Origin of the sequence: Sphingorhabdus sp. 109 (assembly GCF_902506555.1) — a bacterium.
In the GTDB taxonomy this organism is placed as follows: domain Bacteria; phylum Pseudomonadota; class Alphaproteobacteria; order Sphingomonadales; family Sphingomonadaceae; genus Parasphingorhabdus.
Window position 1 is genome coordinate 1,684,756 of record NZ_LR732707.1, and the last position, 24,355, is coordinate 1,709,110.

The 24,355-nt window shown below is 58.4% G+C and carries 22 protein-coding genes; 15 read left to right on the forward strand and 7 right to left on the reverse strand.

Translation table 11 applies throughout. The features are described from left to right. The first annotated feature begins 14 nt into the window (after nucleotides 1-14). From cysS to BOSE62_RS07975, 8 genes are all read left to right on the forward strand, one after another. Nucleotides 15-1,466: a cysteine--tRNA ligase gene (cysS, locus tag BOSE62_RS07940; protein ID WP_159643982.1), complete on the forward strand. Its 1,452-nt coding sequence runs from the start codon at nucleotides 15-17 to the stop codon at nucleotides 1,464-1,466. Between the two features lie 104 nt (nucleotides 1,467-1,570). Beyond that, a complete protein-coding gene (locus BOSE62_RS07945) occupies nucleotides 1,571-2,521 on the forward strand; it encodes a D-2-hydroxyacid dehydrogenase (RefSeq protein WP_236553916.1) in 951 nt (316 codons plus the stop codon). Between the two features lie 144 nt (nucleotides 2,522-2,665). Continuing rightward, nucleotides 2,666-4,312, forward strand: coding sequence for an acetolactate synthase large subunit (locus BOSE62_RS07950; RefSeq protein ID WP_159643984.1), 1,647 nt, complete (start codon nucleotides 2,666-2,668; stop codon nucleotides 4,310-4,312). Between the two features lie 11 nt (nucleotides 4,313-4,323). Continuing rightward, a complete protein-coding gene (locus BOSE62_RS07955; RefSeq protein WP_201295643.1) occupies nucleotides 4,324-5,763 on the forward strand; it encodes an aldehyde dehydrogenase family protein in 1,440 nt (479 codons plus the stop codon). 237 nt (nucleotides 5,764-6,000) lie between these two features. Further along, complete coding sequence (locus BOSE62_RS07960) at nucleotides 6,001-7,380, forward strand: multiheme c-type cytochrome (protein WP_159643986.1); 1,380 nt, start codon at nucleotides 6,001-6,003, stop codon at nucleotides 7,378-7,380. Between the two features lie 11 nt (nucleotides 7,381-7,391). Continuing rightward, complete coding sequence (locus BOSE62_RS07965; protein WP_159643988.1) at nucleotides 7,392-9,431, forward strand: heme-binding protein; 2,040 nt, start codon at nucleotides 7,392-7,394, stop codon at nucleotides 9,429-9,431. A 178-nt stretch (nucleotides 9,432-9,609) separates the two neighbouring features. Then, nucleotides 9,610-11,541, forward strand: coding sequence for a hypothetical protein (locus BOSE62_RS07970; protein WP_443028821.1), 1,932 nt, complete (start codon nucleotides 9,610-9,612; stop codon nucleotides 11,539-11,541). Continuing rightward, entirely contained in the window at nucleotides 11,541-15,704 is a 4,164-nt protein-coding gene (locus BOSE62_RS07975) for a hypothetical protein (RefSeq protein WP_201295644.1), read from the forward strand. Before BOSE62_RS07970 ends, BOSE62_RS07975 begins: the two co-directional genes overlap by 1 nt. A gap of 120 nt (nucleotides 15,705-15,824) precedes the next feature. On the opposite strand, the gene BOSE62_RS07980 is transcribed toward BOSE62_RS07975, so the two are convergent. Next, nucleotides 15,825-16,229, reverse strand: a complete 405-nt coding sequence (locus tag BOSE62_RS07980) for a glycine zipper 2TM domain-containing protein (RefSeq protein WP_159643992.1) — start codon at nucleotides 16,227-16,229, stop codon at nucleotides 15,825-15,827. 232 nt (nucleotides 16,230-16,461) lie between these two features. Here BOSE62_RS07980 and BOSE62_RS07985 point away from each other — a divergent pair, with 232 nt between their 5' ends. The 4 genes from BOSE62_RS07985 to BOSE62_RS07990 all read left to right on the forward strand — a co-directional run bounded on the left by BOSE62_RS07985 (nucleotide 16,462) and on the right by BOSE62_RS07990 (nucleotide 18,406). Continuing rightward, nucleotides 16,462-17,238: an SDR family NAD(P)-dependent oxidoreductase gene (locus tag BOSE62_RS07985; RefSeq protein WP_159643994.1), complete on the forward strand. Its 777-nt coding sequence runs from the start codon at nucleotides 16,462-16,464 to the stop codon at nucleotides 17,236-17,238. 318 nt (nucleotides 17,239-17,556) lie between these two features. Next, on the forward strand, nucleotides 17,557-17,679 hold the full coding sequence (locus tag BOSE62_RS17505; RefSeq protein WP_268893898.1) for a hypothetical protein: 123 nt from the start codon (nucleotides 17,557-17,559) through the stop codon (nucleotides 17,677-17,679). Nucleotides 17,680-17,717: 38 nt separating this feature from the next. Next, complete coding sequence (locus BOSE62_RS17510; protein WP_268893899.1) at nucleotides 17,718-17,840, forward strand: hypothetical protein; 123 nt, start codon at nucleotides 17,718-17,720, stop codon at nucleotides 17,838-17,840. Nucleotides 17,841-17,935: 95 nt separating this feature from the next. Beyond that, nucleotides 17,936-18,406, forward strand: a complete 471-nt coding sequence (locus tag BOSE62_RS07990) for a thermonuclease family protein (RefSeq protein WP_328799767.1) — start codon at nucleotides 17,936-17,938, stop codon at nucleotides 18,404-18,406. Here the strand turns inward: BOSE62_RS07990 and BOSE62_RS07995 are convergent. Then, nucleotides 18,403-18,759 carry a hypothetical protein gene (locus BOSE62_RS07995; protein ID WP_159643996.1) on the reverse strand — a complete coding sequence of 119 codons (357 nt, stop codon included), beginning with the start codon at nucleotides 18,757-18,759 and terminating at the stop codon, nucleotides 18,403-18,405. The two genes, BOSE62_RS07990 and BOSE62_RS07995, sit on opposite strands and share 4 nt — an antisense overlap. A 223-nt stretch (nucleotides 18,760-18,982) precedes the next feature. Here BOSE62_RS07995 and BOSE62_RS08000 point away from each other — a divergent pair, with 223 nt between their 5' ends. After that, on the forward strand, nucleotides 18,983-19,345 hold the full coding sequence (locus BOSE62_RS08000; RefSeq protein WP_159643998.1) for a hypothetical protein: 363 nt from the start codon (nucleotides 18,983-18,985) through the stop codon (nucleotides 19,343-19,345). A 147-nt stretch (nucleotides 19,346-19,492) separates the two neighbouring features. Here BOSE62_RS08000 and BOSE62_RS08005 read toward each other — a convergent pair whose 3' ends face one another. The 3 genes from BOSE62_RS08005 to BOSE62_RS08015 all read right to left on the reverse strand — a co-directional run bounded on the left by BOSE62_RS08005 (nucleotide 19,493) and on the right by BOSE62_RS08015 (nucleotide 21,124). Beyond that, complete coding sequence (locus tag BOSE62_RS08005; protein ID WP_236553920.1) at nucleotides 19,493-19,975, reverse strand: DUF1294 domain-containing protein; 483 nt, start codon at nucleotides 19,973-19,975, stop codon at nucleotides 19,493-19,495. 169 nt (nucleotides 19,976-20,144) lie between these two features. Continuing rightward, complete coding sequence (locus BOSE62_RS08010; RefSeq protein WP_159644000.1) at nucleotides 20,145-20,657, reverse strand: hypothetical protein; 513 nt, start codon at nucleotides 20,655-20,657, stop codon at nucleotides 20,145-20,147. A gap of 107 nt (nucleotides 20,658-20,764) precedes the next feature. Then, a complete protein-coding gene (locus tag BOSE62_RS08015) occupies nucleotides 20,765-21,124 on the reverse strand; it encodes a glycine zipper 2TM domain-containing protein (protein WP_159644002.1) in 360 nt (119 codons plus the stop codon). 186 nt (nucleotides 21,125-21,310) lie between these two features. Between BOSE62_RS08015 and BOSE62_RS08020 the strand changes: the two genes are divergently transcribed. Next, on the forward strand, nucleotides 21,311-21,649 hold the full coding sequence (locus tag BOSE62_RS08020; RefSeq protein ID WP_159644004.1) for a hypothetical protein: 339 nt from the start codon (nucleotides 21,311-21,313) through the stop codon (nucleotides 21,647-21,649). 228 nt (nucleotides 21,650-21,877) lie between these two features. Continuing rightward, on the forward strand, nucleotides 21,878-22,183 hold the full coding sequence (locus BOSE62_RS08025) for a GIY-YIG nuclease family protein (RefSeq protein ID WP_159644006.1): 306 nt from the start codon (nucleotides 21,878-21,880) through the stop codon (nucleotides 22,181-22,183). 354 nt (nucleotides 22,184-22,537) lie between these two features. Here BOSE62_RS08025 and BOSE62_RS08030 read toward each other — a convergent pair whose 3' ends face one another. Next, a complete protein-coding gene (locus BOSE62_RS08030; RefSeq protein WP_159644008.1) occupies nucleotides 22,538-23,218 on the reverse strand; it encodes a hypothetical protein in 681 nt (226 codons plus the stop codon). Nucleotides 23,219-23,233: 15 nt separating this feature from the next. After that, on the reverse strand, nucleotides 23,234-24,286 hold the full coding sequence (locus BOSE62_RS08035) for a ribonucleotide-diphosphate reductase subunit beta (protein WP_159644010.1): 1,053 nt from the start codon (nucleotides 24,284-24,286) through the stop codon (nucleotides 23,234-23,236). Between the last annotated feature and the right edge of the window lie 69 nt (nucleotides 24,287-24,355).

Genomic DNA, 24,355 nt, shown 5'->3' on the forward strand with positions numbered 1-24,355 from the left:
TTAGGCGATGGCTGATGAATGACACTGCCGCGCAACCGCTGAAACTGTTCAACAGCCTGACTCGCCAGATGGAAGAGTTCGTGCCCGTCCACCCGGGCGAGGCGCGCGTCTACACCTGCGGACCAACGGTCTATAATTATCCCCATATCGGGAATATGCGCGCCTATGTGTTCGCCGATCTACTTGGCCGCACTTTGAGCTGGAAGGGCTACAGGCTCACCCATGTCATCAATATCACCGATGTCGGCCATCTGACCGACGATGCGGATGAGGGCGAAGACAAGCTGGAGAAGATGGCGGCGGAAAAAGCCCAGTCGATCTGGGATATCGCGAAACATTATACCGAGGCTTACTGGCAGGATATTAAGGCACTCAATATCCGGCAGCCGGCCCACTGGTCGATCGCCACCGACTATGTTCCGGCGATGATCGAATATGCCAAGGGCATCGCCGACAAACATTGCTACGAACTGGAAAGCGGCCTCTATTTCGATGTGTCGACCGTGGCAAATTATGGCACGCTCGCCCGCGCATCGACCGAAGACGGTGAAGGACGGATCGACACGGTAGAGGGCAAACGCAACGCCGCCGATTTCGCTATCTGGCGCAAGACACCGCCGGGAGAGACACGGCAGATGGAATGGGACAGTCCCTGGGGCAAGGGCGCGCCGGGCTGGCATCTGGAATGTTCGGTGATGTCGGAAGCGCTGCTTGGCCTGCCGTTCGATATTCACACTGGCGGCATCGATCATCGCGAGATTCACCATCCCAACGAGATTGCCCAGAACCAGGCGCATAGTTGTTCCGACCACAGCGGCGCGAAAATCTGGATGCACAATAATTTCCTGATCGACCGGACCGGAAAAATGTCCAAGTCGTCGGGCGAATTCTTGCGGGTGCAACTGCTGGTCGACAAGGGCTTTCATCCCCTCGCCTATCGCCTGATGTGTCTGCAGGCTCATTATCGCAGCGAGTTGGAGTTCAGCTGGGAAAATCTGGCGGCGGCGCTGACCCGGCTGAAGCGTATCATCATGGGCGTTGAACGGCTGCGCGACAAGGCAGACGGACAGACGGCGGCGATAGACCATCCCGCACTGGTGCAGTTGCGCGACAAATTTGACGCTGCGCTGAGCGAGGATCTGAACAGTTCAAAAGGCCTGCCGCTGCTCGAAGAACTGCTCTCGCTGAAGAAACTGCCGGCCGGGCAAAGGCTCGCGCTGCTGACCGAAATGGAATCGGTCTTGGGGCTGGAACTGACCGGCCTGACGCGCGATCAATTGCGGGTGCGGCCGACCGCGGCGGAACTGGACGAACGCGATATCGAGGCAAAGCTCGACCAGCGCCAGCAAGCGAAAGCGGCGAAAGATTTTGCCGCCGCAGACACAATCCGCGACGAGCTGACCGCAAAAGGCGTGGAGCTTATGGACGGCGACCCATTGCGCTGGGACTGGGCATTAACGGTTTAGACTTTTCCCCGGATGCCTGCGCGCAATCGGGACCATTCACGCAGGGACAGGAGGGAACGTCAGATTCCCCCCTTGCACAAACAGATTTTAGGAGGCGATATATTATGACTGCCAAACCCAAAGCCGCCATGGCTTCCCTTGTTCGGCCGATGATCGAACCGCATTGCGGCGACCTCGACGTCACCTGGTTCACCAGCACCGAAGAAGCCATGGAAGTTGCCCCGCATGCCGAAATCGGCTGGTTTGATATGTATGACAAAGACAAGATGGCCGCAATCATCTCCGCCGCGACCAATCTCAAATGGCTCAACAGCATCTATGCCGGGGTTGAACATTTCCCGCTCGAGCAGCTCAAGTCCCAGGGCACGATCCTGACCAACGGAGCCGGGCTGAACAGCGCGCCGATCGCAGAATTCGCCATCATGCTGATGCTCTCTGCCGCCAAGCGCAGCGATGTAATATTTGACAACCAGCGCCAGCACAACTGGCTCGAAACCGCTCCGGGCACGGTGGAGATTGACGACAGCAAGGCGCTGATCATCGGCTATGGCGGGATCGGCCAGCAGATCGCGAAAAAGCTCTCCGGCTTTGACGTCGACGTGACCGCCGTCCGCCGCACCGCGACCGGCGAGTCCCATGTCATCGGGCTCGATGACTGGCGCGACCGGCTCGGCGAGTTCGACTGGGTGTTTGTGTCCGCCCCGGCGACCAGCGACACCCGGCATATGTTCGGCGCGGACGAATTTGCCGCGATGAAATCTTCCGCCTGGCTGGTCAATGTCGCGCGCGGGTCGCTGGTCGATCAGGAGGCACTGATCAAGGCCCTCAACGACAAGGCGATCGGCGGAGCCGCGCTCGATGTCGCCGATCCGGAACCGCTACCCGCCGACCATCCCTTGTGGGACGCGCCCAACTGTCTCATCAGCATGCATCTGTCCGGGGTCGCGCAAACGCGGATGTTCCAGCGCGCCGCCGCCCGCTTTGTTGAAAATCTCAAACGCTATCGCGGCGGCGAAGAGATGATCGCCGTCGCCGACTTCGACCGGGGATATTGAGGGGGTGACTCCCCGGGGTTTTTGACTTACCATCCAATTAGATAGGGGTAGAGTGAGTCTCATTTCTGAGGGGGATTGGGGGTCATTGGGGTCGTTGCCATTACTCGCACTCAAGCTGGTCGTCACGACCAGGGAAGGACCCACATGACCAAAGCATCCGATCTGTTCGTAGAATGTCTCGAGAATGAAGGCGTTGAGTATCTGTTCGGCGTTCCCGGTGAAGAAAATCTCGACATGCTCGACAGCCTGTCGCGCTCCAAGAAAATCAAGCTCATTCTTACCCGGCACGAACAGGGCGCCGGCTTCATGGCAGCGACCTACGGCCGCCACACCGGCAAGACCGGCGTCTGCATGGCAACGCTCGGCCCCGGCGCGACCAATCTGGTCACCGCCGCGGCTTATGCCCAGCTCGGTGGCATGCCGATCCTGATGGTCACCGGCCAGAAGCCGATCAAGAAATCCAAACAGGGCCGCTTCCAGATTCTCGACGTCGTCGACATGATGGGGCCGATCACCAAATTCACCCACCAGCTGGCTTCGGCCGACAATATTCCGAGCCGCGTCCGCGAAGCGATCCGGCTGGCCGAGGAGGAGAAGCCCGGCGCTACCCATATCGAGTTCCCCGAGGATATTGCCGACGAGGAAACCGATTCCACCCCGATCGCGCCCAGCCTGACCCGCCGTCCGGTGGCCGAGGCAAAGGCGGTTCGGGCCGCGACCAAGAAGATTGAAAATGCCAAATCACCGATCATTGTTGTTGGTGGCGGCGCCAACCGGACCACCACCGGCCGCATGCTGACGCAATTTATCGAGAAGACCGGTATTCCGTTCGTCACCACCCAGCTCGGGAAGGGCGTGGTCGATGAAACCAACAAGGAATTCATGGGTTGCGCGGCACTATCGGCGAATGACTTCGTCCATCGCGCGATCGAGGCCGCCGACCTGATCATCAACGTCGGCCATGACGTGATCGAAAAACCACCTTTCTTCATGGCCCCCGGCAGCACCGAAGTGATCCACGTGTCGATGAACAGCGCCGAGGTTGATCCGGTCTATTTCCCGCAGATCGAGGTAATCGGCGATATCGGCAACGCCATCTGGCAAATGAAGGAAGATATTGTTCCGTCCGGCAGCTGGAATTTCGACGCCATGTACAACGCACGTCGCGCCGAGGAAGAACATACGGACTCGATGGACGATGATCTGCGCTGCCCGATCTATCCACCGCATCTGGTCAAGGTCGTCCGCGAGGCGATGCCCGCCGATGGCATCATCTGCCTCGATAACGGCGTTTATAAAATCTGGTTTGCCCGCAATTACAAGGCGCGTCAGGCCAATACGGTGCTGCTCGACAACGCGCTGGCGACCATGGGTGCCGGCCTGCCCTCTGCCATGGCATCGGCGATGGTCTATCCCGACCGCAAGGTCATGGCGATCTGCGGCGATGGCGGCTTCATGATGAACAGCCAGGAGATGGAAACCGCTGTCCGGTTAAAGCTCAACATCACCGTGCTGGTTCTCAACGATAGCAGCTACGGCATGATCCGGTGGAAACAAGCCAATATGGGCTTTGATGACTGGGGACTGACTTATGGCAATCCGGATTTCGTAAAATATGCGGAAAGCTACGGGGCCAATGGCTACCGGATCAGCAGCGCCAAGAATCTGCAGGAAACGATTGATCATTGCCTTGGCACCGACGGCGTCCATCTGATCGACTGTCCGGTTGATTATTCGGACAATGATCGCATCCTGAACCACGAAATCAAGGAACTCAGCGCGAAGGTTTGAACGATATACCTATGACCAAATTGAAAGATGTCTATCCGCTCTATCTCAACAATGAAGCGGTGCAACCCAATAGCGACCTGGAAGTCACCGACAAATATACCAATGAAGTGGCGTTCCGGACCGCCTTGGCAACACCCGAGGTCATCGACGAAGCAATCGCGGGGGCGGTAGCCGCCACCGAACCGATGGCAAAATTGGCCAGTTACGAGCGGCAGAACGTGCTGCAGCATTGCGTCGACCGGTTCACGGAGCGCTATGACGAGCTGGCCTATTCCCTGTGCGTAGAAGCGGGCAAGCCGATCAAGGATGCAGAAGGGGAAGTGGGGCGTCTGATTGATACTTTCCGCATCGCTGCAGAGGAATCCGTCCGCAATTATGGCGAAGTGCAACCGCTCGATATATCGCCGCGCGCCAAAGGCTATATGGGCATGTGGAAACGGGTACCGATCGGCCCCTGCAGTTTCATTTCACCGTTCAACTTCCCGCTCAATCTGGCCGCACATAAAGTTGCCCCGGCGATAGCCGCGGGCTGTCCGTTCGTGATGAAGCCGGCCAGCAAGACACCGCTGGGCGCCATCATCATGGGCGAAATATTGGCAGAAACCGATCTGCCGAAAGGCGCCTTCTCGATTCTGCCCGCTAGTCGAGATGGCGCCGACCTCTTCACCACCGACGAACGGCTGAAACTGCTGTCCTTCACCGGATCGCCGGGCGTCGGCTGGGACCTGAAGGCCAAGGCCGGCAAGAAACCGGTCATACTGGAGCTCGGCGGCAATGCCGCCGTCGTCGTCGATCATGATGCCGATCTGGAAGATGCGCTCGAGCGAATTGTCTTCGGCGCCTTTTACCAGTCGGGCCAGAGCTGCATCGGCGTGCAGCGCATCATCATCCACGAAAGCATCTACAACAGGTTCAGGGACATGCTGGTTGCGAAGACCAAAACGCTGATCGCGGGGGATCCGAAGGACCGCGATACGTTCATCGGCCCGATGATTTCCGAAGGCGAAGCCAGCCGCCTGCATGGCTGGATCGAGAGCGCCGTGGCCGGTGGCGCAACGCTGCTGTGCGGCGGCAAGCGCGAGGGCAATATGCTCGAGGCGACACTGTTGGAAAATGTCGACACCAGCGCCGATGCCTATCGCGAGGAAGCCTTCGGTCCACTCGCCCTGCTCTCCAGTTTCAGCGATTTCGGTACCGCGATGGACGAGGTCAACGACAGCAAATTCGGACTGCAGGCCGGCATCTTCACCCGCGATATCTTCAAGTCGCTGGATGCCTGGGATCGGCTTGATGTCGGTGGCGTCGTGATTAATGACGTGCCGTCCTACCGGGTCGACAATATGCCCTATGGCGGGGTCAAGGACAGCGGTCTCGGCCGCGAGGGCATTAGATTCGCGATCGAGGACATGACAGAAATCCGCAATCTGGTGATCCGGCGCAAACCTGACTAGACGACTGGTGGACAAGCGTTGCCAATGTGCCACACCAAGCTTCCGGTGCGGTGCGATTCTCTTGTCAAGACCTTAGAAAGTAGAAGAAATCGGTCGTTTTTCTTTGCATTAGGGAGCGGATGGCGGATAGATAATCTGTCCGTTATGATAAACGGCGAGGGTCGCGTCGCGCTGAACGAGGGGCCGGTTTGAAAACCGGATTGGCCAACGATGCACATGGGGGAAAAATTTTCGAGGATGCCCGGCTGGTCTGTACTGGCCGCTGGTCTGTTCTGTTCGGCCCTGGTCGCAACGGCATTATTTGTCTCGACCATGGCCAGCCCCGAACCAGTGGAAGCCGCCAGCGATCTCGCCCGCGGCACCCATCTCGGCGTGGCGACCTGCGGCGGGTCGACCTGTCACGGGCGACAGGAAGCCGATGGCGAAATCGTCCGGCAGGACGAAATCATGCGCTGGCAGGAAGAATCCACCCCCGGCGGCGCGCATAGCCGCGCTTTCCGCGTCCTGCGCGAACCGCGCAGCATCGCAATCGCCCAGCGACTCGGTATCAAGGACGCGGCATCCTCGGCCGAATGTCTCGGCTGTCACAGCACTGCGGCGGCCAGCAAGGGCCCGCGCTTCCAGCTGAACGACGGAGTCGGTTGCGAATCCTGTCACGGAGCATCCTCCGGCTGGCTCTCCAGCCATTATGCGGTCGGCGCTAGCCACGCCCGCAATGTATCGCAGGGCCTGATCCCGCTCGACAATCCCAAGGCCCGCGCCAGCGTCTGCCTGGACTGCCATTTTGGCAGCGCCAAGCAAGGCCAGTTCGTCGACCACCGGATCATGGCCGCCGGACACCCCCGCATCTCGTTCGAAATGGACCTGTTCTCCACCCTGCAGCAGCATCATGACGAGGATATCGACTATATCCGCCGCAAGGGCCGGACCAACAGCGTCCAGTTCTGGGCGGTCGGCCAGGCGATGGCGCTGGAGCGTTCGCTCAACCTTTTCACCAAGCCGGCCATTGCCACCGAAGGCATTTTCCCGGAATTCTATTTCTACGACTGCCACAGCTGTCACCGCCGTATCTATGACAGTGCCTCCGCGCGTCCGAGCTCGGTCGACAATCCCGGACGCCCGATCCCCGAAGGCATGCCGCCCTATAACGACGAGAATATGATCATGCTGAGCGCCGCAATCAAAGTCGCTGCGCCGGACATTGCGGATGAGTTCGACAGCCGCTCCAGAGCCTTTCACGCCGCCATGGCCCAAGGCCGTGGTCCGGCGGTCGCAGAAGCCGCCCGCTTGCGGCAATATGCGGCGCAGCTCGCCGACCGCTTCTCCCGCGCCAGCTTTGGCCGCGACCAGACCTTCCGGATCATGGAGACCATTGCCGGGCAGGCAATCTCGCCCCGCTTCACCGATTATGAGGGCAGCGTGCAGGCGGTCATGGCAATCGACACCTTGCTCAATGGTCTGGTCAATGGAGGCCAGGTCAGTGAATCCGCCGCCACCAGTCTGCGCGGACAGATTAATGTCGCTTATGCAGCGGTTGCCGAGCCCAATAGCTACGAGCCGCTGAAATTCCGCCGCGCCTTGGGTAGCGCGGTCCGCACGATCCGGTCGCTGAGATAGGAGACCCGGTGATGCGCAAACCCTTTTTCACCTCTGCCCTTTCCGCCGCTGCGTTGGTTTTGACGTCCTGTGGTGGCGGCGGAGACAGCAATGATTTTGGCGGCACGCCTTCACCCGCACCGTCGCCGACGCCCGCGCCCACTCCGCCGGCAACCGGAACCGGCGGCCTGTTCGCGGCACCGGCACAGCGGTCTCTGACTGTTGCCGATGTGCAGACAATCATCGCCCAGGCCGTTGGCGAAGCGCAGGCCCGCAACCTGCCCTCGGTGATCGCCGTGGTCGACCGCGTCGGCAATGTTCTGGCCGTGTTCGACATGAACGGGTCGAACGGCGGGTCGTCGGAGATCACGATCAGCAACCGGCAGATTGGCGGCCTTGCCGGTCCGGCCGATCTGGTCGGGCTGCAGGGCCAGCAGGTCCCGGCTGCGGCTGCGGCGATCGCCAAGGCGGTAACCGGAGCCTATCTGTCGAGCAGCGGCAACGCCTTCTCCTCGCGGACCGCCAGCCAGATCGCCCAGGAACATTTCCCGCCTGCACCGACGACTGTCGGGCTGGAAAGCGGCCCGCTTTTCGGTGTCCAGTTCAGCCAGCTGCCCTGCTCCGACCTCTCCCAGCGTTTCAACGCAATGGGCGGCACGGGTGCGCTGATCGGTCCGAAACGGTCGCCGCTCGGCCTCGCCGCCGACCCTGGCGGGATGCCGCTTTACAAGGACGGCGTTGTTGTCGGCGGGATCGGTGTCATGGGCGATGGCAACTATGGTTTCGATCCCAATATTCTCGATGTCGACAATGATGACGAGGAAGCCATTGCGCTGGCCGGCATACAAGGTTTTGCGCCGCCCGCCTCGATCGCTGCCAACCGGATTTCGGTCGACGGCACATCCTTGCGGTTCAGCGATATGGTGGTCTCCGACCTGTCACCGCTGCAGAATAATTTTGCCGCTATCAATACAGCCGCAGTCGGCCAGCTGATCACGGTAACGGGCTATACCAATGGTACGATCATTGCCGGCACCGCTTACGGAACGGAAGCCTCCGGCATCCGGGCGTCGAAAACCACAGAGTTCAGCAATAGCGATGCCTTTGTCCTGACCGATGGCAGTGGCGCCAACCGCTATCCGATCCGTGGCGGTACCGATGCCGCGGCAGTGACCACCCCGCTGACCGCAAGCGAAGTGCGGGCGATACTTGAGGAAGCCTTTCTCGTGATCAGCCGCGCGAGAGCGCAAATCCGCCAGCCGCTCGACAGCCGCATGCAGGCGACCGTCAGCGTGGTTGATACCCGCGGCCAGATATTGGGCATCGTCCGCACACCGGACGGTCCTGTTTTCGGCACCGATGTGTCCCTGCAAAAGGCGCGAACGGCGGCCTTTTTCTCCGGCGCAGTCGCCGGCCAGGAATTGCTCGCCACACCGGTATTTGCGCCCTTTGCCAATGTGCCGGCCCATGTTCAGCGGGTACGCGATTTTCTTGGCGATCCCAATGCCCTGACCGGCACGGTCGCCTTTGCCGACCGCTCGGGCGGCAATCTGGCCCGCCCCTATTTTCCGGACGGTGAAATCGGGCGCCCGCCCGGACCGCTGTCGATCGAACAATCTTCGCGCTTCAGCCCGTTCGCGGTTGGCCTGCAGCTTGATCTGGTCTTTCCCAATATTGTTCAGCATGTCGGCTTTGTCCGCTCCGGAGGCGTCAGCGCCGACACTGACCAGCGCTGCACCCAGTTGCCGGCGATAGCGGGAACCGGCGGCCAGAACCGCCTTTCCAACGGCATGCAGATTTTTCCGGGCAGCGTCCCGATTTATCGCGGTAACACGCTCATCGGCGGCATCGGTGTTTCCGGTGACGGCATCGACCAGGATGACATGGCGAGTTTCCTCGGCCTTCACAATGCGGGGGTGCGACTGGGTACGATTGGCAACGCGCCGAAAGCGATCCGTGCCGACAATGTCGTTGTCGATCTCGGCAATGCCAACGTCCGGCTGCGCTATGTGAACTGTCCCTTCGCGCCGTTCCTGGACACCAGCGAACAAAATGTCTGCGAGGGATTATAGGGTAATGGCGGGACTTTCAGCCTCCTTTGTACCGATCCTGGCGGTGATGTCTGGCCAGGCCGAACAAATGGAACAGGAGCGCGCCTCGGTCGAGCAGATGGAAGCGTCGCTGACCGCCCTTCTTGCCGGAGAAGATTTCGCCTGGTTGCGCACGGATTCGACCGGAATTGGTACAGAAATGGCCATGGGAGGCCCCGATCCGGCCGAAGAAGAGGCAGAAAAGAACGAAAAATCTGCGGCCGAACCCGCGACCGCGAAAGATGCTTCCAATTCTTCCATTGTGGCGCCACCCGGCACTCCCGATCCGCTCGACACAGACATTGAAAGCCTGACCGCTGACGATGCCCTGATCGACGGCCGCCGCCGGCCTGGCGTGCAGAAAAGACTGCCCGACCGGGTGACCCAGAATAACCCCGGCGCGGTCAACGCCCCGCCGCCGGAAGCCTTTCCAACCGACGAATTTCCGGTCCCCGACCGCTGGCGTATTCTGCAGAGCCTTTGCCCAGCGAAAGGCGGCGATGAATCGATCTACACATTGTTCGGGGCGCTGCGGAACAACTGCCACAGCACGCTCAACCCCTATAACCAGAATGTGCTGAAAGGCGACAAGCCGATCCCGGCCGACAAAAAACCCGGCTTTCTCAAGGGTGACGATTGGTTCTTCGTCGCCAATGCAATTTCCGATACGGTAATCGAACCCCGCAGTTTTCCGATCCCCGTCGGCGTCCAGACCACCGAACGACCAAATAGCATCGACGTGTTCGGCCGCTCCGGTTCGGAAGTCTATGCCCAGACGTTCATCACCGGCTTTGCCCTGATCAAGGGCTCCACCGCCTACAAGCCACCTGATGTGGAATATCGCCTGACTTTGGCGACCCAGGTCAATCATGTGAATGTCCCGGAACGCCGGGTTCTGTTCGTAGAACCATCCAAATCCTCGCACCGCACCGACTGGTTTGTCGGCGTGCAGGAGGCGTTTTTCGACTATCATATCCGCAACACTTCGGCGCGCTATGACTTTGACAGTTTTCGCATCGGTATCCAGCCGATGCAGGCCGATTTCCGCGGTTTCCTGTTCCAGGACAACCAGCTCGGTTTCCGCTTGTTTGGAACCCGCGACAACAACCGGATCCAGTACAATCTCGGCGCCTTTGTCCAGCTGGAAAAAGATACCAATTCCGGTTTCAACGATATCACCCAGACCCCGCGCGAAAGCTATATTTTCTTCGCCAATCTCTATCGCCAGGATCTGCCCTTCGTCGGTCTGACGAGCCAGTTCAGCGTGACCTATAATATGAACCGCGAAAAGTCCGATATCGAGATTGACGACAACGGTTTTCCGGTCCGCCCTGCCCTGCTCGGCGATCTCCGGGGCCGCGCCTATGACGTCGTCTATCCCGGCTATGCCTTTGACGGGCGGATCGGGCGGATCAATCTGACGGGTCAGGTTTACGGCGCCTTTGGCGAGGACCGGAACAGCTTCTTCACCAGCGAACCGGCAAAAATCGAAGCCTATTTCGGCGCGCTGGAAGCGAGCTATGACGTCGACTTCCTGCGCTTCCGCGCCTCCGGCCTGTTCGCCAGCGGTGACGGCAATCCCTATAATAATACCGAAGCCGGCTTTGATGCAATCTTCGAAAATCCGATTTTTGCCGGCGCCGACACCAGCTACTGGATCCGCCAGACCATCCCGTTTGCCGGCGGCGGCAGGGTGATCTCGATTAACGGCCGCAACGGTATCCTAAACTCGCTCCGTTCGTCCAAGGAACAGGGCCAGAGCAATTTCAACAATCCCGGCACGATACTGGCGGGCGTCGGCGTCGACGCTGATCTGACGCCCGATTTCCGGCTGTCTGGCAACGCCAACCATCTCTGGTTTCACAAGACCGAGAGTCTCGAAGCCCTGCGCGTCGAGGGTTCTATTCCAAAGGACATCGGCTGGGATCTCTCGTTAGCTGCCATTTACCGCCCGAAAGCCACGCAGAATATGGTATTCCGCCTCTCGGGCGCTGCTTTGATACCCGGAAAAGGATTCAAGGATTTGTTTGACCAGACCGACAAACGCGACTTCCACTATTCGATCCTGCTCAATGCGATATTGGCTTTCTGATGCGCTGGCGGAACCGTTTGACCGGCAATAGCAAATTGTTCCTCGCGGGTCTGGGCGCGCTGGCCTTGACCGTCACTCCTGCCTCGCTGCTGCTCGCCGCAGGCAAGGAAAAGCCACAAAAGGTCGATTACAGCTTTACGCCTCCCGCCCCGCAAAACCAGACCTGGGACGAGGCGCAAGCCAAGAGCAGCGGCTGCCAGAGCTGTCACACCGACAGTGACCAGAAAACCATGCATGAAACGCCCGCAGTGGTTCTCGGCTGTGTCGATTGTCACGGCGGTGACGCGTCGGTCATGGGCGATAACAATTGGGGCAAGAACAGCCTCGCCTATATGGACGCGCTGACCAAGGCCCACGTCCTGCCCAAATATCCCGAAAGCTGGCACTGGCCCTCCTCCGCCAATCCCAAGCGCAGCTATGGTCTGCTCAACAAGGAATCGCCCGAATTCGTCCGGTTCGTCAATCCGTCGGACTATCGCGTGGCCCGCGAATCCTGTGGCGCCTGCCATATGGAAATCATCGAGGCCTCGGAGCGGTCGCTGATGGCCACCGGTGCCATGCTGTGGGGCGGAGCCGCTTATAACAACGGCATTGTACCATTCAAAAATTACATCTTCGGCGAGGCCTATACCCGCAAGGGCGAGCCGGCGACGATCAAGTCACCCGGCAACCCGCACGGCACCGTGACAGAAGCCGAAAAGAAACGCGGCGCGCTGCCGATCCTCTACCCGCTCCCGACCTGGCACACGGTTCCACCAGGCGATATCTTCCGCGTGTTCGAGCGCGGTGGCCGCAATATCAATACACAGTTCCCGGAAATCGGACTGCCCAATATCGGCGGCATCATCCAGCGCCTCGAAGAGCCGGGACGGCCCGACCTCAAGCAATCCAATCGTGGCCCGGGAACCGGCCTGCGCGTGGCCATTCCGGTTCTCAATATCCACAAGACCCGGCTCAACGACCCGTTCATGTGGTTCATGGGCACCAATGACCAGCCCGGCGACTATCGCCAGTCCGGCTGTGCCGGCTGCCACGTCGTCTATGCCAATGACCGCGAACCGCGACACAGCTCGATCTGGGCCAAATATGGCCGCGACGGACAGACCCAGACGGTTGACCCGACAATCCGCAATCTGAAAGAGGGCGAGCATCGTATTGGCGGCTACGGCAGCTATGATGCGGCTCACGGTGCCGAGGACTACCATGGCGAAGACGCCGCCCATGGCGACGATCATGGCGGCGACACGGATCCTGCCAAGCGCGAAAAAGGCCATCCGATACAACATGCCTTCACCCGAGCCATCCCGACCGCCCAGTGCATGAACTGCCACATGCACCAGCCGAATATATTCCTGAACAGCTATCTCGGCTACACGATGTGGGACTATGAATCCGACGCGCCCTATATGTGGCCCGGTCCGGACAACAAGACGCCCAAGCCCGAAGGCATGAGCGACGAGGAGTATCAGAAGACCTACAAGCAGCAGAAATATCCGGATGCGGAGGAAGTCCGCAAAGTGCTCGACCGCAATCCGGAAGGTGCCGCGCCCAAAGGTCTCTGGGCTGACATTGATTTCCTGCGCAATGTCTACGACGTCAATGACGACGCCAAGGACACGCAATTTGCCGACTATCACGGCCATGGCTGGAATTTCCGGGCGATCCTGAAACGGGACCGCGACGGCAATCTGCTCGATGCCGAGGGCAATCAGGCAAGCTACAGCACCGATACCGACAATATCGTCGCCCATGACGATCCGGAGAAATTCCGCAAGGACGGCGAAGGGAAATTTGTCGAACCGGGTATAAATCCGGGAAAATCGGTCCACATGATGAGCATCCATGCCGAAGTCGGCATGCAGTGTGCCGATTGCCATTTTGGTCAGGACAGTCACGGCAATGGCCTGATATACGGCGAGGTTGCCAATGCGGTGGAAATCAGCTGCAAGGACTGCCACGGCACCGCCGATGCCTATCCGACACTATTGACCAGCAATCTCGCGGCACGGCCAAAAGGCAGCAATCTTGGTCTTCTGCGCAACGCCAATGGCGAGCGGCGCTTCGAATGGTTCGAGAACCCTGCAGGCAAGCGCGTTCTGATCCAGCGGTCCATCGTCGACCCCGACCTTCGCTGGCAGGTCAGTCTGGTCAAGGATAGTGTCGACCGGTCGCATCCCGACTTCAATCTCAAGGCCGCGCGGGCGAAGCTGATGTCGAAAAGCGGAGCAGAAACGGGGAAATATGCATTCGGAAGCGGCGTTCCGAAGGAAGAACGGGCGCACAAAAACGAGAATATGGTCTGTTTCACCTGTCATCTCAGCTGGACGACAAGCTGTGGTGGCTGCCATCTGCCAATCGAGGCCAACTGGCAGGCCGACAGCCATAAATATGAGGGTGGCACGACCAGAAACTATGCGACCTATAATCCCCAGGTCGCCCGCGACCAGATGTTCCAGCTCGGCCGTCACCAGACCAGCAAGGGCAATGTCATCGCTCCGGTCCGCTCCACGTCGGCCCTGATCCTGTCCTCGACCAATATCAACCGCGAACGCATCTACGTCCAGCAGCCCCCGATTTCCGGGATCGGTTTCTCCTCGCAAGCTTTTGCTCCACATTTCCCCCATACGGTGCGCAAGACCGAGACAAAGCAATGTTCGGATTGTCACGTCAGCGAAGCCAATGACAATAATGCGATCATGGCCCAGACGCTGCTGCAGGGTACAAATTTCGTCAATTTCATCGGCCTCCACGCCTGGGTCGGTCTTGAGAAAGGGTTTGAAGCGGTGCGGGTTACCGAATGGGACGAGCCGCAGGCTGTCATCGGCTCCTATCTGCAGAAATATGCCTATCCAGATTACTGGCGGATGCATGTCGAAAATAACAACCGCGAACTGATCGACTGGGTCCGCGGCGAGAGGCTCGACAAGAATCTTTCTGGAGAAACCAAAGCGCTCGAAGAGTTCAAGAATGTCGTCCAGGGTACCAAGGATGCCGTCCGGTGTCTGCAGTTGCGCGGTGAATATATGTTCGTCGCCGAGGGAAAAGGCGGCTTCCGTGCCTATGACGTAGCCTCGATCGGAAACAAGGGATTCTCCGAGCGCATCGTCAAAGCGCCATTTTCCTCCCTGGGTCATGACACGCATGTCGATACCAAGAACGCGACCTGCATGGCGCTGGCCACCAACCAGCCGATTGCACCAACCCGCAACACTGAAGAACTGCGGGAGATCAACGAAGAACAGGCGTTTCATCCGATATATAATTATGCGGTCATCACCGACAGCGAAGAAGGACTCATTCTGGTCGACGTCAATACGCTGGCCGATGGCGAGTTCCGCAATAATTTCTTCAAGCGCAGCCTGACGTGGAACGAGGACGGGGTGCTCGACGGCGCGCAGCACATTACGCTGGCCGGCCATTATGCCTATATCACAACCACTGCCGGCCTGACGCTGATCGATCTCAATGAACCGCTTAAACCGCGCCATGTCATCACTATTCCGATGACCGATGCCAGAGCCTCGGCCTTGCAATTCCGTTATCTCTGGGTAACCGATAGCGATGGCGTGAAACTGTTCAATGTGACCGACATGGAAAACCCGGTCGCCGTGCCATCCGGTACGATCCCTTTGCGCGATGCCCGGCGTATCTATCTCGCCCGGACTTATGCCTATATCGCCGCCAAGGACGAAGGTCTGGTGATTGCCAATATAACGCGGCCCGAAACGCCGACCGTCTACCTGAAGGAGACTTTCGGCGGGACGATGAACGATGCAGAGGATGTCATAGTCGGCTCGACCAATGCCACATTATTTGCCTATGTCGCCGACGGCCGTAACGGCCTGAAGGTGATCCAGTTGACCACGCCCGACAGCCAGAAAAACTATTATGGTTTTTCGCCCGCGCCGAAGCCGGAACTCATCGCCTTTGCCCGCACGCCGAAACCGGCTCTGGCCCTGTCCAAGGGACTGGATCGCGATCGTGCGGTCGATGAAACCGGCGGACAGATGGCGGTATTCGGACGACTCGGTTCCCGCCCCTTCACCCGCAGCGAGATGCAGCGTTTTTACCTCAACAGCAGAGGCGAGACCTATTTCGTCAGGGACGAGCCGGATATTGCCGACTGGATCGGGCCCGTACCGGAGCTGCTTGCGAACCGCTGAACAGCGTCGGGGGCCGAACGAAACAACGCCGCGGCCCCCTGCCCCCGTTACGCAACTCGGGGAATGATGTTTCCACAAAGTGTCGTGGAATTGGATTAATCTGCCAGATCGGCGAATTGATCAGCAGTTGCCGTCAATTGCACGACCGGCCAGTGCGCCAACGGCCCCGCCGATGATCGTACCCTCGGTCTTGTCACCCCGGCCGGCGAGCTCATTACCCAGCAAGCCGCCTGCTATCGCGCCAATAATCGTTCCGCCGGTTCCACGGTCGCAGCCGCGATACCGCCGATTGCTGGAATAGCGGTTGTCCCGATAGCGGCGCTGGTCCCGATAGTCGCGACGATCGCGATAACGATTGCCACGATAGGTATCGCCACGCCGATATTCACGATAGCCGTCACCACGGACCTGTTCGTAATAGCCGCCGCCATAATAGCCGCCGCGCGCTTCGGCGGGCGATGCCATGGCCATGGTGGCGAGGGCTGCGGTTGAGATTGCGAGACTGCCGATAATCTTGTTGATCATGTTCTTCACTCCAAAAGGGTTCTTCCGGAACCCGAATCAATTACTGCCTGACAGATATGCTTCTAAGGGAACGGCGTTGACCGGTTGCTGAATGCTGACTTTATCTAAGGTTCATATTCAAAGCACTTTATCTGAACGAAATAGGCAAGAGCATCAGGACTAGCTTTTTAACCCATTGTCGATCGGCACCCTCTCCGATAGCAAACTCGCAACATAACAAAGAGGAAGAGCGATGAAATTGCAGGGCAGGACAGCGGCGATCACGGGTGGAACGGCGGGCATTGGTCGCGGGATTGCCGAGGCGTTTCTGGCAGAGGGCGCTAATGTCGCCCTGATGGCGCGCAATCCGGACAAGGGCGCCAAGGTCATTGCCGATCTGGACGTCGGCGATCGGGCAATCTTCATCCCCGGCGACGTGATGGAGCAGGATCAGGTCGAGGGCTTTATCGACCAGACAGCCGCCCATTTCGGTGCGATCGATATCCTCGTCAACAATGCGGGCGGCGCAGGCGATCTGGCGCCATTGGTCGACCTCACGGACGAAGCCTTTGACCAGGCGATGAAGTGGAACATCTATTCCACATTCTGGGCCACCCGCCGGGCGCTCAAGCCGATGATCGCGCAGAAATGGGGCCGCGTCATCAATATCAGCTCCACCGAAGGCAAGATGGGCAAGCCGACCTTCGCATCCTATACGATCGCCAAGCATGGCATCAACGGCATGACCAAAGCCGTGGCACAGGAGGTCGGCACATCGGGTGTCACCGTCAATTCCATCTGCCCGGGTCTGATCCTGACCGACCTGATCATGGAGACCGGGCCGGCGACGGCTGAGGGCATGGGCATGTCCTTCGACGAGATGATCGACATGTTCTCGCAGGAAAGCGCGCTCAAGCGCCCCGGCAAAGTCGAGGAAGTTGCTGCGATGGCGGTCCTGCTGGCGTCCGAGGCTGGCGGCGGCATCACCGGCGGGACGCTGAGCGTCGACGGCGGAACCGCGCAATATTGAACCACTTTTCGCCGCCCCGCGGACGTAGCTCGAAAGATCTGGCGAACCGCTAGAGCCGGCATATTTCCCTGACAATCGTCCTTGCGGTCGGTCGCAGGGCGCTGCTTTGTATCCTCTGCACACCGGCGTGAACAGCGATGCCAAATATTAGCATATTCTGCTATTATTCAGCTTCTGTTCATTTCACGCTTGCGGCCATATTTCGCTATGCCTTTGATATATATTGACTTTCCTAAACTGGCACGGCCTGTGCAATGCTATTGGCATCTTCGCAAAATGGTTTGCGAAGCAACAGATTGAACCAAAAAGGAAGCCAATATGACCAATAGCAATATCCAGAACCAGATCGCCGCTGCCGTTGCCGCCATCTTCACCGCCGCAATCTTTGTCAGCGCGTCGATTACCCCCGCCATGAACAACGCCGCCGCTCTGGTCGCCTGAGCCGTTTCGCCCACCCCGTTTACAAAGGAACCCAAGACATGTTGTCATCCAAACTCCATAGCCGCCTCGCCGCAGCCTTTGCCTCTTTCGTCTCGGCTGCCGTGCTGCTGAGCGCCTCTATCGGCCCGGCCGTCAACAACAGCGCATCTTTGGTGATCTGATCACCAAAGATGCCATGGCGGGACGGAACCGCCTGCCCCTTAACTTCGCCCCCTGATTTAACTCCTTTTAACAACTCCCCGCTATCGTCCAGCCGGTGAACATATACCGCTGGCCCCATTTCATCATTCTCACCGTCGCCCTGTGCGCGGCACTGTTTCTGGCGATTTTCCTCAGCGGCGGTCCGGCCAGCACGACCGCAGCCGTCCGCATCGATCCGTATCGCGCCAGCTTCGGCATCTGCTTTGGCCCCGACCGCGTGACCTGCGTCGTCGACGGCGACACGATCTGGTTCGAGGGCCGCAAGATCCGCATCGCCGATATCAACACACCGGAAATCTCCAGCCCCGGCTGCGCCGCCGAAGAGCGGCTGGGCCAGCAAGCCAAGATCCGGCTGCAGGCCTTGCTCAATCAGGGGGCTTTCTCGCTGCAATCGATCGACCGCGACCAGGACCAATATGGCCGCGACCTGCGTATCATCACCCGCGACGGGAAAAGCCTGGGCGAGATACTCGTCGCCGAGGGCCTCGCCGAACGCTGGCAGGGTTACCGCCGCAACTGGTGCTAGACCACCTGCCCCGCCTTGCGTGACAGCAACCACGCAATCGCGAACAACAGCATGAACAGGCCGTCGACCATGGCGCCGGCAAACACCGGCCCCGCCGCCACGCGCCCCTGCGCGGAGAGGATGGTCACCGGCAGGAAGAAGGACAGTTTTTCCAGTATCGCAATCGGGATTAGCGCGCGATAGCGGGCCGGGTCCGTCGCGATCAGGATGAAGATCAGCTGGAACACCAGCGCGATGCCGATAAAGCCGTAATAATATTCCGGTCGCGGACCGGCTTCGCCGAACAGTCCGGGGACCAGCGCGAGAAAGCCCCAGGCGGCGGCGAGAGCAAATATGATTCGGATATATTTCACGGCGACTCCGGGTCGAACTTTACAAACTTTACAGTGTTAAGAGAAAAAATAATTGCTGTCCCCGAAATCACGAATTTCCGCATTTTATCAGAATGTTGAACAGATTTTCCGGCATAGTCTCTCATGTTCCGGTCTATAGCATAAGGCGGGCCTGTAGGACAGAGGCGCGGCCGTAAGATGCCGCCGCTATGGCAAATCCCGCGCGCCATGATATGGACCGGTCATGGAACAATATCGTCATATCGTCGGCTGGGGCGCGATCGCCGTCGCCGCAATCACCTTTCTCCCGCTGCCCCTGCCCGCCTTGCCACCGATGCTCACCGCATCAATGGTGATGCTGGTCCCCGGCCTCGGACCGGTGCTGATGATGCTGATGCCGATGCTGCTCTTTGCCGCCGGTATCGGCCTGCTCAAAGGCTGGGACGGCGGGCGCAAGCTGTTTGTCGTCTGGGCGGTGATTGCCGGGCTGGCGGCGGTAGCGGGGCTCGACTATCTGCCGGTCGCGGCGATGGTCGATCTGACGGTGATCGGGGCTTCGCTCGCGGTGGTTCTGTGGGGGGACTGGCAGCGGTTGTTGCCGCGTTGAGGGGCACTCGTCATGTCGCAACAGCTTAAGTCATCCTGAACTCGTTTCAGGACCTCCATCGGCAGCGCGCGAACCTTGAGGGGATCCTGAAACAAATTCAGGATGACGAGGGATGGTGTGATGAAGCATGGGATGACAAACTTGAGATCACCGCCCGCGATAGGGTTCGCACGCAATGCCGTCATTATCCCGGTCGAGCGGCGACCGGTAGCCCGGATCGCCCCGATAGAGCGGCGCGACACCGGCGCTGCGAGCAGTAGAGCAATTGGGATAATAAGCGTGTGATTGCGGCCGCTGCGCAAAGGTCTGCACCTCTTCCGCCTGCACCGGCGTGGACAGACCGCCCGGCTCGTAAAAATAGACCCCGCAGAAAGTCAGCGCGACCAGCTGGAAAAATCCGATATATTGCAGGGCATTGCTAAAACTCTTCTTGCGTGTCTTGTGCCGGAAAACGGCCCGGCCCGCATATGCGCCGCCTATGCCGCCGATCAGCGCAAGACTCAGCAGACTGGCCTCGCTAACCCGCCAGCCACCCTGTTCTGCCTGCATCTTGTCCCAGGCAAACAGCACGAACGTCCACAAGTTCAATACCACGAGAGCGAGCATCAAGGAGAGTATAAATGCCATCATGCACCTGTACGGCAACAGACTTAAGAACCGGTGAAACGGGGCTTAATGCCGGTGATCAATCGTGAACCAACGCTCGCCGTCCCGAAATTGTTTCGCTTCGCTGTCGAGCGCAATCATCAAGGGGTCCTGAAACGAGTTCAGGATGACGATGGGAGGGGATGACGAAGTCCTAGTCGCCGTAAGCCAGCAACAGCGACAATGTCCAGATTCCGCGGTCCTCGCCATAGCCGATGACATCATCCAGCTTCCAGCCGCTGCGCTCCCGGACCCAATAATATCGGATCATTGTCGGGCTGTCGAAATTCTTGAAAGAGGCGGTCACGATTTTGCGATCAAACTGGTCGACCGCCTCATCGCCATAATCGCGTATCGGCACCTCCATGGTCTCGATGGCCAGTTCCGTGATCAAAGCATCCTGACCGTTTACGATCCAGTCGAAATCGAGTCGGTCGAACGGGTAGCCTTTGGCTTCGAGATAGTCGCGCTCCATCAGGAACAGGCTCTCCAGACGCTGCGTCATTGGCAGTGCGTCACGATCAACCGCTTCGGAATAGAGACTGCGCACAATTGTCTCCGGATCGTCCGCAGAATGCTTCGCTGTCGGCACATCTTTGACCGGTTGGGCCAGGACAGGCGACACCGCCAACAGCGTAACGGAAAAGGCAAAGACAAATCTGATCATGTGCAATCATCCCTCACTTGGCGGGGAAGATTATGCCATGGCAGCAGTGGCGTCAATGAAGGCGAAGCGGATAACAACCAAGGGGATCATTGCCCCCGCCCCTCATCTCACCGACATTTCAACTCGCCGCGATCGATTTCGCGACCGAGCAGCGCGCCACCAGCAGCGCCCAATAACGTGCCAACGGTGCGATCACCATCGGTGTCGATTCCGCGACCGACCAGAGCGCCGACGGCGCCGCCGATAATCAGGCCGGTGGTGCCATTGTCGCGCTTGCAATGATAGCGCCCGTCCTTGCCGCGCCAGATGCGGTCATTGCGGCCCAGACGGCGAGGTTCATAATAGCGGCCATGCTCGTCATAGCGGCTCTTGTGCTTGCTCTTGGCATGGGCCGGGGCGCTGTCCAGCACAGCGGCAGCGGGCACGACCAGCGAAGCGGCGGCGAGCGACATAAGGATATTGCGCATTTTAAAACTCCCGTTGTTTTTCTTATAACGTGACCGGGATTTACAAGTTGCAAGATGAACGGTCTGTGACACGAAGCGCTCACATCGGCGGGCTATCGCACCAAAGCCACGACTTGTCCCCGGTGTCCGGAACTCGGAACAAAGACGCCTCTGCTGCGTTGAAAGATCAACAGAAAGAGGAAAATCATGACCGACGAACGCAACATCAACCAGTCCCAGCGCGACGACGCGCAAGCCCAGAAATTTGCCGAGAAATCGCAACAGCAGACCAAAGCCAAGCACGAGGATATCGCCGACAGCACCCATGGCGGCCACACCGACCCGGCGCAGATCATCCCCGACGATACGCAGGACACGGTCGACCATATGAAACAAATGGCCGAAAGCGGCCGCATCGAAGGCGGCGCCTTTGCCGGCGAGCGCAATGATGACGACGAGGAAAGCGATCTCGGCATATTGGACAAGGCCGAGGACGACGCCCCGCTGAGCGAAAAGGGCGGAGCGGATTTTGGGAATAGCGGGTGAGGCACGAGAGAAACTAGACCAAGCCAATCGTCATCCTGAATTTATTTCAGGATCCTTTCCGCGTGCGCGCGAACCTTGAGGCATCCTGAGCCGAACGCCAGCGAAGCTAAACGAGTTCAGGATGACGACTCTCCGTACCACCAACGCGCCTTGACCGCACAGGCCACCGTTTGACAGTCTCGTCCCCTGCCCCTGTTGCCGCCCCCGACACTGCGGTAATCCCACACGATGTCCTTTCAGCCCTGTGTCTACATCATGACCAACAAGCCGCGCGGTCTGCCCTATATCGGGGTCACCTCGGACCTGATGAAGCGCATCTACCAACATCGCGCGGGAATCGCCGACGGATTCACCAAACGCTATACCCTGAACAAGCTCGTGCTGTTCGAACAATATGGAACAATGGAACTGGCGATCACCCGCGAGAAACAGCTCAAGCGCTGGCACCGGCAATGGAAACTGAACCTGATCGAAGCGAGCAATCCGCATTGGCGCGATCTGGCAGAGGATTTCGGGTTTGAGCCCGTGCGCTAATCGTTGGGCAGCGTTACAAAGAAGAAGAACCATCGCTCGGAAGGAAGGATCGTCTTTCTGGAGAATGGGTCGTCATCCTGAACTTGTTTCAGGATCCCGTCCGACAGCGCGAACCGCGAGAGATCCTGAAACAAGTTCAGGATGACGAAGAAGAGGTGGGCCTGAAAATTGGTACGTTTAGTAAACTGTCACCGTAATTCCCATCGGGATTAGGACAAAGGCCGGGTCAGATCACCCGCGCTTTGCCTCCTTGACCGGAACTATCAATCGGTCTGCGGTCCGGGGGATAAAGCCGTATGGAGAGGGATGGTATTGGGCGTGATGATTGATATAACTGTCGCTGTAATTTTTCCCTCACCACGAATACGTAATCAGATTCCCAGCGACCCCTGGCGGCAAGTTTATGTTGATTTCCCGGAGGCCTTTGTTTGCAGGGATCACAAATCGATATTCATCTTGCCAAGCATCCTTGATCGATTTCATAAAATGCGATCGATCGTCAAATTTAGTGTATTTAACCCGTCCGTATCGCACATTTTCAAACGCTCCTAACGCTGAGATTAGCAACGAAATATCAGTGATCTCCACACAGCATTTTTTGTTCTCAAATCTTTCGGCAAGCGCTTTCGATTTCGTGTGGGATAAGCAAAGGAGAAACGCATCTTCTTCATAGACATCTATTCTAGTGTCCGGAATAGGAATTCCGTTACTCCTAAAGTTTATAAACTGTATATTCTGAACATTTTGTCCTATATTTGCAATACCTTCGAATGTCTCCGGGCTAGCTCCATCCCATCGGAATTGGCGAACTTCATCAGGCGTACTCGTACCGTTTCTCTCCGCTGATCGATAAAAACTGGCGCGCATCAATGGAATCTGGCCCCCTTCAATCCATGTCTTTGCGTACTCAATTTCGTTCAGGTACAAAAACAATGGTGCGTCGGGCATTTCTCGCAAATTAGAACCATATGGCCCATCAAAGTTAGCCGCCTTAGGATGTATAGAAGGAAATGGCCAAGCAGAATATATTTTCATGCCTTAAACACTCCCCTACTCCGCAGCAACCCCCGCTTCCGCAAACATATCCGGCCCGTCATCCGCAGCGACTTCGTCCTCGTTCGCGACCTTGCCCTTGCGCTTGTCGAAGCTCGACCAGACGTCGTTCCATTCGCCCTTGGTTGCGCCCTTGGAATATTCCGTCGCGCGGGCTTCGAAGAAATTGGCGTGTTCGACGCCGTTCAGGAGGGGCGCGAGCCAGGGCAGCGGGTGGTCTTCGATCATGTAGATCGGCTGGAAACCAAGCTGTCCGAGGCGCCAGTCGGCGATATAGCGGATGTAGCGTTTGATTTCCTTGGCGGTCATGCCGGTGACCGGGCCATCGCTGAACGCGAGATCGATGAACGCATCTTCCAGGCGCACCGTCTTCTGGCAGCAGTCGATAATATCTTCCTTGACCGACTTGGTCAGGCAGTCGCGTTCCTTCACGAACGTGTGGAACATCTTGATGATGCCCTCGCAGTGCAGGCTTTCGTCGCGGACCGACCAGGAAACGATCTGGCCCATGCCCTTCATCTTGTTGAAGCGCGGGAAGTTCATCAGCATGGCAAAGCTGGCGAACAGCTGCAGCCCTTCGGTGAAGCCGCCGAACATCGCCAGCGTCTTGGCGATATCCTCGTCATTGTCGACGCCGAATGTGCCCATATAGTCGTGCTTGTCCTTCATCGCTTCATATTCGAGGAACATCGAATATTCGCTTTCCGGCATGCCGATCGTGTCGAGCAGATGCGAGTAGGCGGCGATATGGACGGTTTCCATGTTAGAAAAGGCGGTCAGCATCATCTTGATTTCGGTCGGTTTGAACACCCGGCCATATTTGTCGTGATAGCAATCCTGCACCTCGACATCGGCCTGGGTGAAGAAGCGGAAGATTTGCGTGAGCAGATTGCGTTCGTGATCGGTCAGCTTCTGCGCCCAGTCGCGGCAATCCTCGCCGAGCGGCACTTCCTCCGGCATCCAGTGGATCTGCTGCTGCCGCTTCCAGAATTCATAGGCCCATGGATATTCAAAGGGCTTGTAGGTTTTGCGTGCTTCCAGAAGTGACATGGCTACTCATTCTCCGCTTTACTTTTTTCGTCCCCTCCCCGGGAGAGAGATGAAATACTCCTTTACGCT

What these genes read in the sequence shown, in the direction of transcription:
- cysS (WP_159643982.1), top strand. Translation starts at nt 15, where the DNA reads ATGAATGACACTGCCGCGCAACCGCTGAAACTGTTCAACAGCCTGACT.
- BOSE62_RS07945 (WP_236553916.1), top strand. Translation starts at nt 1,571, where the DNA reads ATGACTGCCAAACCCAAAGCCGCCATGGCTTCCCTTGTTCGGCCGATG.
- BOSE62_RS07950 (WP_159643984.1), top strand. Translation starts at nt 2,666, where the DNA reads ATGACCAAAGCATCCGATCTGTTCGTAGAATGTCTCGAGAATGAAGGC.
- BOSE62_RS07955 (WP_201295643.1), top strand. Translation starts at nt 4,324, where the DNA reads ATGACCAAATTGAAAGATGTCTATCCGCTCTATCTCAACAATGAAGCG.
- BOSE62_RS07960 (WP_159643986.1), top strand. Translation starts at nt 6,001, where the DNA reads ATGCCCGGCTGGTCTGTACTGGCCGCTGGTCTGTTCTGTTCGGCCCTG.
- BOSE62_RS07965 (WP_159643988.1), top strand. Translation starts at nt 7,392, where the DNA reads ATGCGCAAACCCTTTTTCACCTCTGCCCTTTCCGCCGCTGCGTTGGTT.
- BOSE62_RS07970 (WP_443028821.1), top strand. Translation starts at nt 9,610, where the DNA reads ATGGCCATGGGAGGCCCCGATCCGGCCGAAGAAGAGGCAGAAAAGAAC.
- BOSE62_RS07975 (WP_201295644.1), top strand. Translation starts at nt 11,541, where the DNA reads ATGCGCTGGCGGAACCGTTTGACCGGCAATAGCAAATTGTTCCTCGCG.
- BOSE62_RS07980 (WP_159643992.1), bottom strand. Translation starts at nt 16,229, where the DNA reads ATGATCAACAAGATTATCGGCAGTCTCGCAATCTCAACCGCAGCCCTC.
- BOSE62_RS07985 (WP_159643994.1), top strand. Translation starts at nt 16,462, where the DNA reads ATGAAATTGCAGGGCAGGACAGCGGCGATCACGGGTGGAACGGCGGGC.
- BOSE62_RS17505 (WP_268893898.1), top strand. Translation starts at nt 17,557, where the DNA reads ATGACCAATAGCAATATCCAGAACCAGATCGCCGCTGCCGTTGCCGCC.
- BOSE62_RS17510 (WP_268893899.1), top strand. Translation starts at nt 17,718, where the DNA reads ATGTTGTCATCCAAACTCCATAGCCGCCTCGCCGCAGCCTTTGCCTCT.
- BOSE62_RS08000 (WP_159643998.1), top strand. Translation starts at nt 18,983, where the DNA reads ATGGAACAATATCGTCATATCGTCGGCTGGGGCGCGATCGCCGTCGCC.
- BOSE62_RS08005 (WP_236553920.1), bottom strand. Translation starts at nt 19,975, where the DNA reads ATGATGGCATTTATACTCTCCTTGATGCTCGCTCTCGTGGTATTGAAC.
- BOSE62_RS08010 (WP_159644000.1), bottom strand. Translation starts at nt 20,657, where the DNA reads ATGATCAGATTTGTCTTTGCCTTTTCCGTTACGCTGTTGGCGGTGTCG.
- BOSE62_RS08015 (WP_159644002.1), bottom strand. Translation starts at nt 21,124, where the DNA reads ATGCGCAATATCCTTATGTCGCTCGCCGCCGCTTCGCTGGTCGTGCCC.
- BOSE62_RS08020 (WP_159644004.1), top strand. Translation starts at nt 21,311, where the DNA reads ATGACCGACGAACGCAACATCAACCAGTCCCAGCGCGACGACGCGCAA.
- BOSE62_RS08025 (WP_159644006.1), top strand. Translation starts at nt 21,878, where the DNA reads ATGTCCTTTCAGCCCTGTGTCTACATCATGACCAACAAGCCGCGCGGT.
- BOSE62_RS08030 (WP_159644008.1), bottom strand. Translation starts at nt 23,218, where the DNA reads ATGAAAATATATTCTGCTTGGCCATTTCCTTCTATACATCCTAAGGCG.
- BOSE62_RS08035 (WP_159644010.1), bottom strand. Translation starts at nt 24,286, where the DNA reads ATGTCACTTCTGGAAGCACGCAAAACCTACAAGCCCTTTGAATATCCA.